Origin of the sequence: Psychrobacter sp. KFRI-CH2-11 (assembly GCF_038239325.1) — a bacterium.
Taxonomy (GTDB): Bacteria; Pseudomonadota; Gammaproteobacteria; order Pseudomonadales; family Moraxellaceae; genus Psychrobacter; species Psychrobacter celer.
The window spans coordinates 51,695-67,245 of record NZ_CP151283.1 but is presented as its reverse complement, the minus strand read 5'-3'; the positions used below and the strand labels follow the sequence as shown (position 1 = coordinate 67,245).

Below are 15,551 nucleotides of genomic sequence, written 5' to 3'. Positions count from 1 at the left end.
TCATCAATGCTGTGACGCTGTGATGCCGCGTGCTATCTTGTTTATACCGACCTGACCTTATCACTGTCTATTTATAATATTCCATTTTTGATAGGAACAACTGCCATGCCTTTAGAAGCCATTGCCATCAACCGCTTAGACGCCCCGCTGATCAAAAAACCTGCACGCGACAATGAGCTGGCCGAGCGCTTGGCGGCACTATATGACAGCGATGAAACCCAGCCTAGTGGGGCAGAGGTGCTTCGGCTCGTTGAGCAAGGGTTTAGCCGTGGGCAATATCTATACGTCGGTATGTTTAATGATAAGCCCATCGCTGCGGTGGCTTGCTTCGACGACGGGCAAACCAATGCCAAACGCCTGCAGTACCTCACCGTACATCCAGAAAACCGCAAACGCGCGATTGATGCCAAGTTTATCAAGCTGGTGTATGATGCCGAGGTCAAAAAAGGCGTGCGAGAGTTCGTCCCTGCCGATGATGCTATTCATCGTATCATGAGCGAGTATGAGCTGCTGCGCGTCAAAAACTAGGGCGTGTCCTCAATTCAATCACTCAAAGTAAGACAAAACCCAATTATTTTGCTTATATTGACTGATATAGAGACTTTTATCACATATAATGCAAAAACCCCTTGACAGCAGCGGCGATATTTAGTTTAATAGCGCCTCAACGAAGACGGCTCGATAGCTCAGTAGGTAGAGCAACGGATTGAAAATCCGTGTGTCGGCAGTTCGATCCTGCCTCGAGCCACCATTCGTTTACTAGATTCTAAAACCCCAAACATTGAGAAATGTTTGGGGTTTTTTTATGGCTAATTTTTATGGATTAATACTCACTTAACGCTGGTATAGCCTACCGCGCAATAACAGCTCACAGCGCTCGCGCGAATCCAAATCATACACCGTCGCGCGGTAATCAATACCATGACGCCCCTCAAAAAACACCACCCGATCCCCCACCGCCAAAAAACACGACGTGCGCGCATCATAGATAAAACCATCAATCACAAAGGCCAAGTCACGGTCTATCTCACGTACGGTATAGGTCTCACCCTGCGGGATAAAGCGCTCAAACCACGCGCCATATGCCGCCGTGCTACTGAGCACACTGATAAGTAGCGCCGCGACACCCAGCCTATATTTTGAAAATAAAATCGAGGTGATGCCAAATGGTTTTGTACGTTTTATTGTCATGGTTTTGACCTACTCAATAATCATCAAACGCTGTCTAATGCTGGTCTTAGCGATAAGGCCAGCAGCGGTGACTCATATAGTAATCACTCACTGTCACGGTTGTATAACACTTTTGCGCTGTTTTTTAGACAGCTGCGCTCAGTATACTCGATAGTAGCCGTAAACATCATACAAAGGATAAGGGCACACGATGAGAGAGTTTGATTATGACTTAGATTATAAAAACCTAGACCTGCGCGCGCAGCCTGAGCTATACCGAGTCGGGCGCGGCGAGCAAGGCGTGCTGTTGGTCGAGCCTTATAAGTCTGAGATTTTGCCGCACTGGCGCTTTGCTACCCCTGAGGTTGCCAAGCAAAGTAGCGAAACGATTTATCAGATGTTTTTGGATTACTTGGCAAAGGATGATTTTGTCGGTGCTGACATGGCGTGCAAGTTTATCCAAATGGGCTACACACGCGCGCGGCGCTACGCCAATCACAAGGGCGGCAAAAAATACAAAGGGCCGGTACCTGACGATAAAAAAGGCCAAAGCGGCGCGCATGGCCGCGAAGCGTTACCGAGGCAGCAAGAGGACCCTATCAAAGCAGAGTCCGCTCGTATTTTTAAACAGAAATGGGACGCGTGCCGTAAAAATGACACCTATCTACAAATGAAAAAAGTGCACCGCGAGCGCTATAAAGATGTCGACTAGCGATATTCAAGCCCGCATAAAAGTGGGTGCAAAAGCTTAGCTGTGCTATGGTAGCACAGACGATAAAGATAGCTATCCTTGTATAAAATCGATACAGCGCTTGGCTCGCTTGCAGTGTTCCAACTCATTGCACACTGTCACTTGCCTGCCTTGCCTTATATTGTTTGGTATTGCTTGGCATCGAAGCTATCTTAACTCCGCTATAGCAACACAAAACCGAGAGGAATAATGGATAAGCAACTGTTGATTTTTGATTTTGATGGTACGCTCATCGATAGCGTGCCAGACTTGGCCGATGCCGTAAACGCCATGCTGAGCACACTTGGCAAAGACACCTACCCTATTGCTACCATACGTAATTGGGTCGGCAACGGCTCACGCATGCTGGTGGCACGTGCCTTGGTCGGCAAAATAGAGGTGCTAGAAGACGAGCTAAATACAGACACTCTGGATCACGCCGAAGCGGTGTTTTTTACGGCTTACAAAGACATCAGCGGTAGCAAAACGGTCGCCTATCCAGACGTCGATGATGGCCTCAAACAACTAAAAGCAGCGGGCTATACACTGGCTTTGGTCACCAACAAACCCATTGATTTTGTCCCAAAAATCTTACAGTCCTTTGGCTGGCAAGAGCTGTTTAGTGCTGTGCGCGGCGGCGATAGCTTACCGCAAAAAAAACCAGATGCCGCGCCGCTGCTACATGTCTGCCAAACGCTGGGCGTCACGCCAGCACAAGCCATCATGATAGGCGACTCTAGAAACGATATCTTAGCCGGCCAAAACGCCGGTATGGACACGCTGGGGCTGTCTTATGGCTACAACTATGGACAAGATATTCGCAAGCTAAATCCCACCCATGCGTTCGATGACTTTGCCGCTTTGGTGCAATGGATCCTGCAAAACGATGCGTAAGCGATAAAACACAATCTATATATTGATAATACAACCTATAGACCTTTAACGTAGGCCAGTCTAATATGCTGTTATGCTTTGCCTCGATAGCTGAGCGCCTCGGACAAATGAGCGCTGGTGACATCCTGACTAGCGGCAAGATCGGCAATGGTACGAGCAACGCGTAAGACTCTATGATAGCCACGCGCCGATAAATTAAGTCGCTGCTGCGCCAACTGCAACAGTTGCTGCTCGCCCTCGCCCAGTGGCACATACTTATCGATCTCGCTTGGGCTCAGTGCATTATTGACCTTGTGTTGCCGCGTTATTTGGCGTTGATGCGCGGCGGCGACACGCTCGCGGACTTGGGCGGAGGTTTCGCCTGTCTGCGCGCTCTGCAAGTCTGCGATGGGTAGTGCAGGTACAGTGATGTGCAAATCAATACGATCGAGTAGCGGCCCTGAGAGTTTGTCTTGATAGCGCTTGATCTGCTCAGGCCGACAGCGGCAACGTCCCGAGCCATCACCGTCATAGCCACATGGGCAAGGGTTCATCGCCGCTACGAGCTGAAAGCTGGCCGGAAAGGTCATTTGTGAGTTGGCACGGCTGATGGTGATTTGCTTGGCCTCCAACGGCTGACGCAAGACCTCGAGCACAGTACGATCAAACTCTGGCAGCTCATCGAGAAATAAAACCCCCTTATCAGCAAGTGTTATTTCACCAGGTTTCGGACGTGAGCCACTGTCAATTCCAACAATAGCTGTCATAATTAGAGCATTTTTTTTAGCCTGAAGCATATTGCTACCTAGAATAAATGTCATATATTACCAGTAATAGCTGTCATAAACTTACAAATTACCAGAAATAGGTGTCATAATGTTCAAACATCAAACTCGTAAGATAAAACCGACTAGACGCAGTGTTTCAGGTGTCATTTCTTACAAGAAAAAGCCACTTGCTTACGAATCGACTTTAGAAAGAGATTTTATCATCTATCATGCTTTTCGAGAGGACGTTAAGAACATAACCCCTCAGCCTGTGAAAATACCTTTTACTAAAAATGGTAGAACCTATCATTACACGCCTGACTACTATGTGGAACTAGATGCCAAATTAGGTAAGTCTTTTATTGCAGAGGTTAAGCCAAAAAGTGAGTGGAAACTAAACTGGCGGGACTGGTCTGATAAGTGGAAAGCAGCTAAGCGATACTGCAAAGAAAAAGGTGTTAGGTTCATCATATTCGATGAGGATAGGATTAGACATGAGGCTCTTGAAAATATCAACTTTCTGAGGGCTTATGAGTCCTTAAGCGTAAGTAAGGAAGAGATTGAAGTAATACTTGCTGATATCGAGCAACGTGGTATTACCACTGTTGACTACATCTTGGCGAGATACTTCAAATCAGCACTTTATCGGCCTGATGGACATGCACTAGTTTGGCACTTAATGGCAAATAAGCAAATCGGGTTTGATGTTTGGAGCGACGTTCGAGATCTGCAAATGGAGGTCTGGCATGTTGAATAATGAAGTAGTAACCAAACCAATAGGGTTAAGAATGAGCACTCATTTCGATACCAGTAGTCCATATAGTCGTGATCATATTCAAATGGTGCTTGGTGGCATTTATCGTAATAAAAGCGATGACGATGAATATCAGCTTATCGAATACCTTGATGACTTAAATCAGGCGGTGTTTAAAAACTTAAAAACACTGAGCAATCAGGTTTTATCCATCCATGACTTTGATAATGTAACTGATGGTGCAAATACTTCGTTTGTCATTGACCTTAATGACATTGGTGATGATGAGTGGCAAGAAGCTCAAAAGAAGTACCTAGCTATTACCCCACTCATTTTGGAAGACGACTGGTATGGTGAGGATCACTATCGAGGTGAGCAAGGCTATATAAGAAGAGCCGAGGAAGTAGGTGTTTCCACTCGTACTCTTAGACGATGGGTTGATTCTTATCAATCAACAGGATCAATCGGCTCTTTAATTGACCAAAAAAGAGGGTGGAGAAAAGGGGCTAAACGTCTAGATGACAATATAGAAAACATCATTGGCGATGTCATTAATGACTTCTACCTTACGGTTCAAAGACCTAATGTACAGGCTACTATCAGAGAGATCTTTAGGCGTTGTCACTTAGAGGGGATCGATAAACCTAGTAAGAATACCATCCGTAACCGTATCAGCGAGATTAAAGAAAAAGACTTATTGCGCGGTCGTGGTCAAAGAAAGCGTGCTAAACAAAAATTTACCCCTAAAGCAGGGCAATTTCCTGATGCCAAATACCCTCTTAGTGTTATTCAGATAGACCATACACCAGTAGATTTAATATTGGTTGATGACAAGCATAGAAAGCCTATTGGTAGGCCATTCATTACAGTGGCTATTGATGTTTATAGTCGCATGGTCACAGGCTACTACATATCATTAGATGCACCCTCTGTTACCTCAGTGAGCATGTGCATCTCACGAAGTATTTTACCAAAAGATGAGTTGTTGCTTGAGTTTGGATTATCCGATGTGAAATGGAATGTCTTTGGTGTGCCAAAGAAAATTCATGTTGATAATGGATCGGATTTTAGAGCGCAAAGCTTGCAAAAATCTTGCGCCTTTCATGGTATTAATCTTGAATTTAGACCAGTAGCAAGACCTGAGTACGGTGGTCATATTGAGCGATTGATTGGCACTATGATGAAGCGTGTTCATGAATTGCCGGGCACTACATTCTCTAATATCAAAGAAAAAGACGAATACAACTCTGAAAAGCATGCCAGTTTGACCTTGCATGAGTTTGAAACGTGGTTTCTTACCTATGTCACAATGGATTATCACGAAAGCATACATTCAAGTATTGATCGCAGCCCTAAAGAACAATGGCGTATCGGTATATATGGTGATGGCTTTGAGAGTGGTGTTGGGTTGCCATCCATTCCATCAGACCCTCATACACTGGTACTAGATTTTATGCCTAGTATTGATCGTACCATTCAAAGAAATGGCGCAACAATAGATGGCTTGCAGTATTACGATGCTTGTTTAAACAACTTCATTAATCATACGGACGATAATGGTAATAAGACTAAATTTATCTTTAGACAAGATCCGAGGGATATTACTCGAATATGGTTTTATGACCCTGAGTTACTACAATACTTTCCTGTGCCGCTGGCAAATCAAGTTCTGCCACCTATTAGCCTTTGGGAATATAAGAGTATTTATAAACAAGTTAAGCAGGAGTCAGGAACCGTTAACGAGGCGCTGATATACCAAGCATTACAAGACATGCAAACCCTAGTTGATGAGTCTAAAAGTGCAACAAAAAAAATGCGTAGAAGTGAGCAGCGTAAAAAAGCCCACATTAAATCGCAGGTAATGTATGAGCAGTTGAAAACAGACGAGAGTGAAGAGGTAGTTGTATTAAATGATTTGCCCGAATCAACTAGGGTTTTAAGTAAAAGCGTAAACCTTGATGAGTCTGATGACAACGATGACGACCTATACTTTGAGGATATTGACTGATGAGCGAATCTCTATATACCCACATTCATGAGAAGTTTAGGCATATCGCTCATCTACCCGATAAACAGAGGATCGAATTTATCTATTCTCCAAGATGGGTAGGTTACAGCACTGCTAATGAGATTATTGATGTTATGCAGGGGCTGATGAATCATGTAAAGCAGCATCGTATGCCAAACTTGCTACTTATTGGTGATTCCAATAATGGCAAAACCACAATCATAAACCGTTTTTATGACAAGTTTGGAGATAACTATACGGCTGATGAGGAATTAATCATTCCTCTGATCAAAATACAAGCACCTCCAACTGCCAGTGAGAAGGATTTGTATATCTCTATTATTGAAGCGTTTCAGTTACCATACAGACCCACCGATGCTGCTAGTAAATTGAGATACCAAGTTGTTAACGCCTTTAGACACACCAACGTCAAAATGCTCATTATCGATGAAGTCCACTCAATGCTCACGGGTACTGCTAGACAGCAACGAGCCATCATGAATGTCATTAAATTCTTATGCAACGAGCTACTCATGCCTATCGTGCTATGTGGCACTAAAGACGCTATTCGCATTCTACATACTGATCCGCAACACGCCAGTCGCTTCGATGTAGCTGAACTGTCTTTGTGGCGCAACGATAAAGAGTTTAAACGTCTGGTTGGTAGTTTTGAGAAGATTTTACCGCTTAAAAGGCCCTCTAAACTTATTGAGACTGAAAAAGTCAATCTAATATACAGCATTAGCACAGGCAACCTTGGTGATGTTAAGCGCTTAATTAATGATTGTGCTATTAGCGCTATTGAATCAGGTGAAGAAGAAATTACCGTTGAGAACATTAGGGGTAAGTCATGTTTAAAACCAACCAAGGGGCTACGCAAAATTATTGGGTAAAACCACTAACTTTTGCCACACCTTTTTTATATGGTGAGAGCTTAACGTCATGGTTGGTACGCGCCGCGCTTAAGCATGGCTGTAGTCCTTTGACCTTTACTTACTATTATTGGCCCCAGTATCGGATATGGACGTATGACGCTGATAAAGGCTTTAATCATTTTGACGAGCAAATAATTTCTGATATAGCGGTGCTAACAGGTCATAACGTCGATACTTTTGATGATCAGATACTCATTGATTTCTCAAAGGACACATCCGTTGTATTAGATAAAAAAACACCCTTACAATGGACAGCACCTTTATCAAAACGCAACCGCTATTCGAGACTAGGCTATCCTTATTGCCCTGATTGCATGGAGGACGATAAGGAGGCTTACCTTAAATTGCAGTGGCGCTTCACATGGTCTGTCTGCTGCGCTAAGCATAAGACATTTCTACAAGTAGACTGTGGACACTGTAATCAGCCCTACCAACCCCAGCTTTTAAGCCCAGAGCAGCAGTTTATCAATCGCTGTCATGCCTGTTATGATAAGTTGGATCAAGCTATATCAGGTATTAAGCCAAGCGAAACTCTTTATGAGTTTCAGAAGCTTGCGGATCAGGCCTTTTTTAGCAAGCAAGGCATTGTTTTAGGGCAAGTGGTTAGCATGTGTCAGTGGTTTGAGTACCTGTTATTTTTAATTAATCTGATTAGACGAGGACTGAAAAACCCTAACTATATGTTTGGCAAGCTTATCGCTGCATTAGGAATTGATACTACTACACTATCCCTACCTAAAACAGCGCTTAGGTTTGACTACCTACCAGTTGATGAGAGAACAGTACTACTTGAATGCGCCTATCACTTACTACAGGTAGATACTGATAATTGGATCAAGGTCTGCTTAGATCTTGATATCACCCAAAATAGCTTTCAGTGGTCGAAAAGTACAATTACCCCTAAAGCTTTTAGTGATGTATATGATCAACTCCATAGAGTACCTACACGGCGGTATGAGGTGCAGTCAGAAGATATAAAGCCTGCCTCACCTGAAGTTGTGATGGCGTCATGGAATAGACTCAAGCGAAAGATGCAGATGAGGGAGAATTATGATAAACATAAAAAAAGCTAAGCATCGATGCGACTCCTGCGGTAATAAAGATGTTGAAATAAAAAGACGCTATAAAAACGATACTTACTGCGCGAATTGTTATCGGATATGGTTTATCAGAAAGCCTTGCAGTCAGTGCGGCGAGATAAATCGTCTGCACAAAAAAGAGGCTTTTGCCGTCTGTCGCGCTTGCCGTATGAATCAGCCTTGCACTCGTTGTGGTGGCGAGGCGGTTAAGGATGGAGCCAATACGGAATACGGGCGGGTGTGCCAAACCTGTTATCAGGGCTATTTTAAGACCAAAAAACAGTGTTTTGAGTGCGGTAAGTTTGAAAGAGGGGTTTGTAGCTATTCAAAGTTGTCTCATGATCATGGGGTATGCGTAAGCTGCTACCAAAGTCATTTTAGAGAAACTTGTCCTCTTTGTCACAAATATAGAGAGCTTGTCACTACTGATACAGGTGTTATGTGTCGCAAATGCCATGAGTTCGGTGAGATACCCTGCAAGAGTTGCCATAAGCTTATGCCTGCTGGTATGGGTAAAAAATGTGATAGTTGTTATTGGTCACAGAGACTCAAGCATGAGGCCGAGATTAATACTTATCTTTTGACTGATGGTGTGATGAGACAAGCTTACACTGCTTTCACAATATGGTTTGAGGCTGAGCTTGATAGCAAGACTGCTGCGCTTAAACATCATAACTATATCGATTTCTTTGTTCGCTGTGATGGGTTATGGGGCGTGATACCCGATTATGAATCATTGGTGAATGAGTTTAAGCCTAATGGTCTGCGTAAGTATCTTGACCCCTGCCGTCAATCCCGTAGACTTAAACTTGGGAGATTTTAGTTACGCAGCTTGACGATAATAATCAAACCACATCTGTCTTGGCGACTTATAGCTCAAGCCCTTTTGAATCCTCGTTTGATTGTAATACAGCTCAATATAGCCAATGATATCGCTGATGGCTGCAAATCTAGTTTTATAGTTCTGGTGATACACTAGCTCATTCTTCAAGACGCCCCAGAAACTTTCTATCGGAGCGTTGTCGAAACAATTGCCTTTGCCACTCATAGATCCTGTAAACTGATGCTGTTTAATGATCTTGTGGTAGGCATGGCTACAGTACTGACTGCCTCTGTCAGAATGAACGATTAGCCCTTTAGCAGGTCGTTTATTCTTAATCCCCATGTTGAGTGCACGGCATACTAAATCTGCGGTCATACGCTTGTTAATAGCGTAACCGACAAGCTCTTTGGTGTATAAGTCTTTGACCCCTGCTAAGTACAGCCAACCCTCATTCGTCCAGATATAGGTGATGTCGCTGACCCACGACTCGTTAGGGCGCTTAGCGTCAAACTGCTGATCAAGCACGTTATCATAGACCAGTTTGTTGTGATTAGAGTCAGTGGTGATTTTAAAGCGTTTGTGACGACGACATTTAATGCCAAACTCTTCTTTAATACGTCTGACCATGTATAGACTAATATCATGCCCTTGATCGCTTAGATAGGCATGCAGACGATCTATACCATAACGCTCTTTAGTTTCAATGTGTGCGGCTTTGACTAGCAGCTCAGACTGGTTGCGATGTATTTGTTGGTCACTGATATCACGACCTAGCCAGTCATAGTAGCTTGAGGGTTTAACCTGTAGTACGCGGCACATAGTGGTGATGCTAAAGAAGTGCTGGTTATCTTTGATAAAGGCGTACCTGACTAACTGTGCTTTGCAAAGTACGCCGTCGCCTTTTTTAGTATTTCGCGCTCCTCTTCAGCCACTTTGAGCTGCCGCTTTAGGCGTTTTACCTCTTCAAGCGCACTCATAAGTTCAGGGTCATACTGCTTTGTTCCTACAAGTTTGCCTTGATTGGCTTTGTTATGCCAATTTGAGAGCGTTTGTATGGCAATGCCAAGCTGCTTTGCAGTGGCTGAGATATTGCCGTTGTTGTCTGCTATCTTTTTAACAGCTTCGGCTTTAAATTCGTCACTGTAGGTTCTTACTTTCTTGGTCATGGTAAACTCCTGTTATTATGCTTAGTTTACCAAGTTTACTTGTACGGTTTCTTCAGCATAGCTCATCTAACAGCACTACGATGGCTGATCAAGACCAAGCAAGTTGTAGTAGACCCTAAGATTAAAAATCAGATTGTAGAGGAGGAGCGTATTGTTAGTCTTTTGGCTAAACTTGATGGTGATGCACCTCGCTGCATCAGTGAATACCATACATACTTAGAGCAGAAACTACTCAATGGCAAAACATCGCTTAAATCAGTCAGGTTGGCCTTGCAGCCTGCAATAGACCTATGTACTCAATTTAGACTTGAAGGCTCAAATACGCCAAATCAGGAACAAATAGACGGGTATTTGTTGATTAAGCAAGGTCAACGTAATGCGCTTTATGGTTTCGTGATGTTTTTGAATAAAAAATGTGGGTCAAGCTTAGTTTGTGTAAAACCCTCTAGAGATGCGGTTTTAAAAGCCAATCGAAGTGAGATCGAAAGGCAACTGATGGCGCTCAATAATCAGTCTAAGCCATTATCGGACAAAGATCAGTTAATATGGTTGCAGCTTGGTATGGCGTATTTTCACAATACTCAAATTAGTCTTAAGACATTAGCAACCATAACTATAAAACATGGAGGCGACGAAATGAATATTTTAACTTATAAAAAGCAAGACTATTGGATACCAAAATATATAGCTTGAGTCTAAAGCTAAAACCCTGACTAGGTACTAATATAATATAAGTATGATAATACTACTGGATAGAACAAAAAATTATGTAGAAAAAACGGCCTCGAAAAGTAAGTTTGAATGGACGGAAAGCACTTGAAATTCTATGACTGGATGTACAAAAGTGCCAGCAGGATGTAAATATTGCTATGCTGAAGTTATGGCTAAAAAATTAAAGGCGATGGGAACCCTTCTTTTTTTGGAAAGCAAGTGCCTAAAAATGCGTGGCTAGGTGTGTCGGTAGAAAATGAAAAACCTGATGTACCACGTATAGACCATTTAAGGCGTGTTGATGCTACCATTCGATTCTTATCTGCTGAACCACTACTTGAAAATGTAGTGCAACTAAATCTCGAAGACATACATTGGGTAATCGCAGGTGGTGAGTCAGGAGCAAAAACTCGCCCTATGAATAAAGAGTGGGCTGAATCTATCCAATTACAATGCTAAGTGGCGGATATTGCATTTTTCTTTAAGCAATGGGGTGGTTGGGGAGCAGACAGTGTTAAACGGTCTAAACAGTTCAATGGTAGAGAGCTAAATGGAAGGACTTGGGATGGAATGCCTAAATTATAAATTTAACCAGCATTAATCGACAATCTATATCAACAATAGTACAATCCAAGCACTACAGATACTATCTAACCAACTATTAAGGACACTCCCATGCGCACCATCGCCATCCACACCCCCTTTGGTCGCGCGTTATCCTTTGTTGAATTAAAGGGAGTGGAAGCCCTCTCCAGTCTCTATGAGTATCGCCTTGTTCTCACCAGTAAAAATCCCAACCTAGCCGCTACCGACATCATCGGCCAAACTATCGCCGTCACCATCGACACCAAAGGCGGCGAGCGGGTTTTAAACGGTCTGGTTACCGACTTTGGCTACCTTAGTGAAGATGAGGACGAACAAAGCTATCATCTCTACACTTGCATCATGCGCCCTAACATGTGGTATCTCACCCAGCGTCATGACAGCCGCGTCTTTGTTGACAAAGACATCCTTGAGATTACCCGCACCATCCTAGATGAGTTTGGCTTCCCCTATGAGATACAGTGCTTAAACAGCTACCGCAAGTACGGCCATAGCACCCAGTATCAAGAAACCAGCTTTAACTATCTCAACCGACTGTTTGAACAAGAAGGCCTGTACTACTACTTCACCCATACCGAGGGTAACAACACCCTCATCATCGTCGATGACAATAGCGCCCATAGCCCCATTCAAGGCCGCGCCACCATACCCTATCACTCAGCCGTCACCCCAGGCACCCCCGACAAGAACTACATTGATGTGTGGCAACAAAGTGACCGCTTAGCTACTAAAAAGATGAGTGTCAACGACCACAGCTACAAGCTGGCTAACCGCAAACTTGATTACAACATGAGCACCCATGAGCTTGGTGGTATTACCACCGAGCACTATGACTTCTATACTGGCTTTGCGACCAAAGACGATGCCGCAAGCTACGCGCAAGTGCGTAGTCAAGACTACAACGCCCAAAGCAAACGCGTGAATGCGGCAGGTAACGTGCTCACCATCGCCCCAGGCCATACTTTTACTCTAAGCCGTCATCCGCACGATGCCGCTAATACCGAACACCTCATCATCCATAGCGAATACGACTTTAAAGAGGCCGGCTATGCCAGTGGCACCGAACAATCCCATTACCGTATCAGCTTCACCGCCATACCGATAAGCTACCAGTACCGTGCGCCAAGAGTCACGCCTAAACCGCAAATCATTGGTAGTCAAGCGGCTACGGTTACCGGCCCTGCCGGAGAAGAAGTCCACACCAATGGGTATGGCGATATAAAGGTACAGTTCCACTGGGACAGATACGGTCCTAAGAACCAGAAAAGCTCAGACTGGATACGCGTCGCCCAAGGATCAGCAGGGGGCAGCTTTGGCTCCATCAACACCCCGCGTATAGGGGAGGAAGTCCTCATTGACTTTATCAACGGCGACTCAGACCGTCCCATTGTCATCGGCAGGTTATACAACAGCGCCAACCCGCCACCATGGGGCTACCCGCAAGCGGCTAAGCAATCAGGCATCAAATCCAAAAGCTTTAACTCCCCGCTCGATAACTACAATGAGCTCATGTTCAATGATGATGCTGGCTTTGAGCTGGTCAACTTGCAGGCCCAGCGCGATCTTAACTCACTGATCAAGAACGATGAGACCCGCAGAGTCAACCGCGACCGAACAACGACGATTGATAAAGACGAGACCGTCACGGTTCATGGAAAGCGTACTGAGATCGTCGATCTTGATGAGCACATCACCATCCACAAGAACCGCACTGAGATCGTCGACTTGGATGAAACCATTACCATCCATAAGAACCGACAAGAGCGCGTTGATGAGAATGAGACTATTAGTATTGGGGGGAATAGAGATGAGACGGTTAAAAAGAATGAGTCTATATCAGTGTCAGGCAAGCGCAAGCTGAGCGTCAAAAAGAATCAGTCGATTACCGTGAATGGTATGCAGACAGAAACAGTAAGACTCGCCTCTATTCAAAATGTCGGCTTAGCTAAGATGACCAACGTAGGCGCAGGGTATAGCATTAATGTGGCAGGCTTTACCTCTATTGTCACAGGTGCAAAACGTAATGACACTACAGCACAGACTCATGAGATGAGCGCAGGAAAAGACTTTACTATACAAGCAGGTGACGTGATAGAACTAAAAGTAGGTAAGAGTGTGCTGCGCATGGATAAATCAGGCAAAGTTACTATTCAAGGCACAGAGTTTGTCTTCGAAGCCACAGGCCCTGTGCAAATCACAGGTAAAGATGTCGATCTGAACTAAAAAGGCATCATTATGGAATTTACCAACCTTACGCCCTTTAGCACTTTAAACTATCTTGGCTACGATACTCATGATCAAGAGTATGAAGTCGTGACGATGTGCGCACAGTATAAGCTAATACCCAGTAATCAAGAGATAGCAGATAGTAAAGACTTCAAGCAAATACAAACGGTTTACATCGCAGAGGTCAATGATGACGACCCTATTAATCTTTGCATGGCAGACGAGTTTTATGATGAGCCTGGTACTAGCAGCATCGTACAAGAGAGCGATATTATCCCCTTCAAGCCTAAATGTGATGTACTCGTCCAAGGTCACGCTTATGCTAGTAAACCCTCTCAAGGGTTTAAAGCGTCTATTGCTCTCTACAGACAGGCAGATGATACGCTAGACTCACCTCTTAAAGAGCTACTAAGTAAAGAGATTTGGCTCACAGGCTCAAGGCAGTGGCAGCATACAGGTAGTCGTAGCCATATTGACTCTATTCAATTTACCGATGAATATAGTTTAACAGCGGTAACCCACACACAAAAAGTACCACTCAGGTATGAGTATACCTTAGGGGGCAGCTGTCAAGCGACTCATCTTAAAAATATAGACAACAGCAGTAAAAAAGATAGCAATGAAGACGATGACAAAAACAGTCTTAAGCAAAGTTATCATGAAGTCTGCTATAGCAATCCGATAGGTAGAGGCTGGTTTGAGCAGGGCTACTTTAGTAAGCTAAGAGAGTACAAGCACAGCTTACCAGAATTCTTTCCAGTACCGCAGATTATGCCTAAAGGTGTTATCTATGAGACGCCGCTGATAACCAAGCAACAAGGGGCAATGACTGCGTTTGAGATGGCAGAGCTGGACTATCAAGGAGCGCCTGCAGGTCTCAGTGCCTTGCATCGATCTTGGGCACCAAGGCTTGCAAAGGCGGGTACTTATGATGAGCAGTGGCTAGAGAACCGCCATCCTAATTTGCCCAAAGACTTTGACTTTGGCTACTGGAACTGTGCCCCTGAGGATCAGCAAATCGACTATCCTGATTTAACTAAGCCGCATACTTTATTAGTCAATAATTTGACCGAAGGCGGTGGTCAACAGCTCATTCTACTACCACGGCATCGAGCTTTTGTGTTAGCTAGTATTGATTATGAGCATCAAGTAAAGCCTATGAGCTTAGATACACTGATTTTTAATACTGACAATATGTCATTGAAATTAGTTTGGCGGTTGTTTTTACCTACTAATTTAAACCCGACTAAGTTAGAAGTTAGATTCACTACCGACCCTGATGAGCCATATATTACTTACGAAGATCCAGAAAGCCTTCGAGCGAGAGCATTAGCTATATGGAATGAAAACTATGCCAAATAATACAATAGCGAAGAAGCAATCAGGCTGGACTGTAGTATCAACGCTACCTGATGTATGTAAAACGCCTATGGGTAGTAGTATGGTGCCTGTTCCTTATCCAGTGACGGCCAAACTTATAAACTCAAGTAATGTCTCACCAAATGTCCGCTCTAACGATCACCCTGTATTTTTATTCGATGCAAGTACAGTAGTCAAAACGATTGGCGATGAAGCAGGTGTCGGTAAAGGGGTTAAGAGTGGCACAGTAAGTGGTAAATGTTATCCCATTGAACATAGTAGTACAGTGCGAGCCAATGGCAAGTATGTGGTTAGACACAGAGACAAATTTGGGATGAATGGGTAAT

Annotated in this window: 16 protein-coding genes, 1 tRNA gene and 1 pseudogene; 15 read left to right on the top strand and 3 right to left on the bottom strand. The window is 44.0% G+C overall.

The features are described 5' to 3' along the window. Positions 1-105 precede the first annotated feature (105 nt). Both AADH33_RS00295 and AADH33_RS00290 read left to right on the top strand, forming a co-directional pair. Positions 106-528: a hypothetical protein gene (locus tag AADH33_RS00295; RefSeq protein WP_348549189.1), complete on the top strand. Its 423-nt coding sequence runs from the start codon at positions 106-108 to the stop codon at positions 526-528. Between the two features lie 147 nt (positions 529-675). Further along, a tRNA-Phe gene (locus tag AADH33_RS00290) sits at positions 676-751 on the top strand. An 83-nt stretch (positions 752-834) separates the two neighbouring features. Here AADH33_RS00290 and AADH33_RS00285 read toward each other — a convergent pair. Beyond that, positions 835-1,191, bottom strand: a complete 357-nt coding sequence (locus AADH33_RS00285) for a hypothetical protein (protein ID WP_348549188.1) — start codon at positions 1,189-1,191, stop codon at positions 835-837. 190 nt (positions 1,192-1,381) lie between these two features. Between AADH33_RS00285 and AADH33_RS00280 the strand changes: the two genes are divergently transcribed. Continuing rightward, entirely contained in the window at positions 1,382-1,882 is a 501-nt protein-coding gene (locus AADH33_RS00280; protein ID WP_348549187.1) for a DUF4385 domain-containing protein, read from the top strand. Between the two features lie 228 nt (positions 1,883-2,110). Further along, positions 2,111-2,794 (top strand): phosphoglycolate phosphatase, encoded by a 684-nt coding sequence (locus AADH33_RS00275; RefSeq protein WP_348549186.1) that lies wholly within the window; start codon positions 2,111-2,113, stop codon positions 2,792-2,794. 71 nt (positions 2,795-2,865) lie between these two features. On the opposite strand, the gene AADH33_RS00270 is transcribed toward AADH33_RS00275, so the two are convergent. Beyond that, positions 2,866-3,585 (bottom strand): ATP-binding protein, encoded by a 720-nt coding sequence (locus AADH33_RS00270; protein WP_348549999.1) that lies wholly within the window; start codon positions 3,583-3,585, stop codon positions 2,866-2,868. Positions 3,586-3,649: 64 nt separating this feature from the next. On the opposite strand from AADH33_RS00270, the gene AADH33_RS00265 reads away from it, so the two are divergent. The 5 genes from AADH33_RS00265 to AADH33_RS00245 are packed head-to-tail and all read left to right on the top strand — an operon-like array spanning position 3,650 to position 9,139. Beyond that, positions 3,650-4,297 carry a TnsA endonuclease N-terminal domain-containing protein gene (locus AADH33_RS00265; protein WP_192518606.1) on the top strand — a complete coding sequence of 216 codons (648 nt, stop codon included), beginning with the start codon at positions 3,650-3,652 and terminating at the stop codon, positions 4,295-4,297. Beyond that, positions 4,287-6,302 carry a Mu transposase C-terminal domain-containing protein gene (locus AADH33_RS00260; RefSeq protein ID WP_192518607.1) on the top strand — a complete coding sequence of 672 codons (2,016 nt, stop codon included), beginning with the start codon at positions 4,287-4,289 and terminating at the stop codon, positions 6,300-6,302. Before AADH33_RS00265 ends, AADH33_RS00260 begins: the two co-directional genes overlap by 11 nt. Then, a complete protein-coding gene (locus AADH33_RS00255) occupies positions 6,302-7,195 on the top strand; it encodes a TniB family NTP-binding protein (protein ID WP_192518608.1) in 894 nt (297 codons plus the stop codon). The genes AADH33_RS00260 and AADH33_RS00255 overlap by 1 nt, the downstream gene beginning before the upstream one ends. Continuing rightward, entirely contained in the window at positions 7,153-8,310 is a 1,158-nt protein-coding gene (locus tag AADH33_RS00250) for a TniQ family protein (protein WP_192518609.1), read from the top strand. Before AADH33_RS00255 ends, AADH33_RS00250 begins: the two co-directional genes overlap by 43 nt. Next, positions 8,288-9,139, top strand: a complete 852-nt coding sequence (locus AADH33_RS00245; protein WP_348549185.1) for a hypothetical protein — start codon at positions 8,288-8,290, stop codon at positions 9,137-9,139. The genes AADH33_RS00250 and AADH33_RS00245 overlap by 23 nt, the downstream gene beginning before the upstream one ends. On the opposite strand, the gene AADH33_RS00240 is transcribed toward AADH33_RS00245, so the two are convergent. After that, positions 9,140-10,305 (bottom strand): IS3 family transposase gene (locus tag AADH33_RS00240; RefSeq protein ID WP_348548557.1). Its coding sequence is split into 2 segments (ribosomal slippage): positions 9,140-10,047 and positions 10,047-10,305, totalling 1,167 coding nucleotides; the frame shifts between segments, so codons are not numbered across the junction. 39 nt (positions 10,306-10,344) lie between these two features. Between AADH33_RS00240 and AADH33_RS00235 the strand changes: the two genes are divergently transcribed. The 6 genes and pseudogenes from AADH33_RS00235 (at position 10,345) to AADH33_RS00220 (ending at position 15,550) form a co-directional block, all read left to right on the top strand. Then, a complete protein-coding gene (locus tag AADH33_RS00235; RefSeq protein WP_348549184.1) occupies positions 10,345-10,998 on the top strand; it encodes a hypothetical protein in 654 nt (217 codons plus the stop codon). Positions 10,999-11,131: 133 nt separating this feature from the next. Continuing rightward, entirely contained in the window at positions 11,132-11,257 is a 126-nt protein-coding gene (locus AADH33_RS13160; RefSeq protein ID WP_225739088.1) for a DUF5131 family protein, read from the top strand. Further along, positions 11,236-11,601: pseudogene (locus AADH33_RS13155) on the top strand (DUF5131 family protein). Before AADH33_RS13160 ends, AADH33_RS13155 begins: the two are co-directional and overlap by 22 nt. A 90-nt stretch (positions 11,602-11,691) precedes the next feature. Continuing rightward, a complete protein-coding gene (gene tssI / locus AADH33_RS00230) occupies positions 11,692-13,842 on the top strand; it encodes a type VI secretion system Vgr family protein (protein ID WP_192518611.1) in 2,151 nt (716 codons plus the stop codon). Positions 13,843-13,854: 12 nt separating this feature from the next. Further along, positions 13,855-15,207, top strand: a complete 1,353-nt coding sequence (locus AADH33_RS00225; RefSeq protein WP_192518612.1) for a DUF2169 family type VI secretion system accessory protein — start codon at positions 13,855-13,857, stop codon at positions 15,205-15,207. Further along, on the top strand, positions 15,197-15,550 hold the full coding sequence (locus AADH33_RS00220) for a DUF4150 domain-containing protein (protein WP_192518613.1): 354 nt from the start codon (positions 15,197-15,199) through the stop codon (positions 15,548-15,550). The genes AADH33_RS00225 and AADH33_RS00220 overlap by 11 nt, the downstream gene beginning before the upstream one ends. Position 15,551: the final 1 nt, after the last annotated feature.

Coding starts and splice junctions, on each gene's coding strand:
- AADH33_RS00295 (WP_348549189.1), top strand. CDS start 106: ATGCCTTTAGAAGCCATTGCCATCAACCGCTTAGACGCCCCGCTGATC.
- tssI (WP_192518611.1), top strand. CDS start 11,692: ATGCGCACCATCGCCATCCACACCCCCTTTGGTCGCGCGTTATCCTTT.
- AADH33_RS00245 (WP_348549185.1), top strand. CDS start 8,288: ATGATAAACATAAAAAAAGCTAAGCATCGATGCGACTCCTGCGGTAAT.
- AADH33_RS13160 (WP_225739088.1), top strand. CDS start 11,132: ATGACTGGATGTACAAAAGTGCCAGCAGGATGTAAATATTGCTATGCT.
- AADH33_RS00260 (WP_192518607.1), top strand. CDS start 4,287: ATGTTGAATAATGAAGTAGTAACCAAACCAATAGGGTTAAGAATGAGC.
- AADH33_RS00220 (WP_192518613.1), top strand. CDS start 15,197: ATGCCAAATAATACAATAGCGAAGAAGCAATCAGGCTGGACTGTAGTA.
- AADH33_RS00285 (WP_348549188.1), bottom strand. CDS start 1,191: ATGACAATAAAACGTACAAAACCATTTGGCATCACCTCGATTTTATTT.
- AADH33_RS00250 (WP_192518609.1), top strand. CDS start 7,153: ATGTTTAAAACCAACCAAGGGGCTACGCAAAATTATTGGGTAAAACCA.
- AADH33_RS00225 (WP_192518612.1), top strand. CDS start 13,855: ATGGAATTTACCAACCTTACGCCCTTTAGCACTTTAAACTATCTTGGC.
- AADH33_RS00275 (WP_348549186.1), top strand. CDS start 2,111: ATGGATAAGCAACTGTTGATTTTTGATTTTGATGGTACGCTCATCGAT.
- AADH33_RS00255 (WP_192518608.1), top strand. CDS start 6,302: ATGAGCGAATCTCTATATACCCACATTCATGAGAAGTTTAGGCATATC.
- AADH33_RS00265 (WP_192518606.1), top strand. CDS start 3,650: ATGTTCAAACATCAAACTCGTAAGATAAAACCGACTAGACGCAGTGTT.
- AADH33_RS00280 (WP_348549187.1), top strand. CDS start 1,382: ATGAGAGAGTTTGATTATGACTTAGATTATAAAAACCTAGACCTGCGC.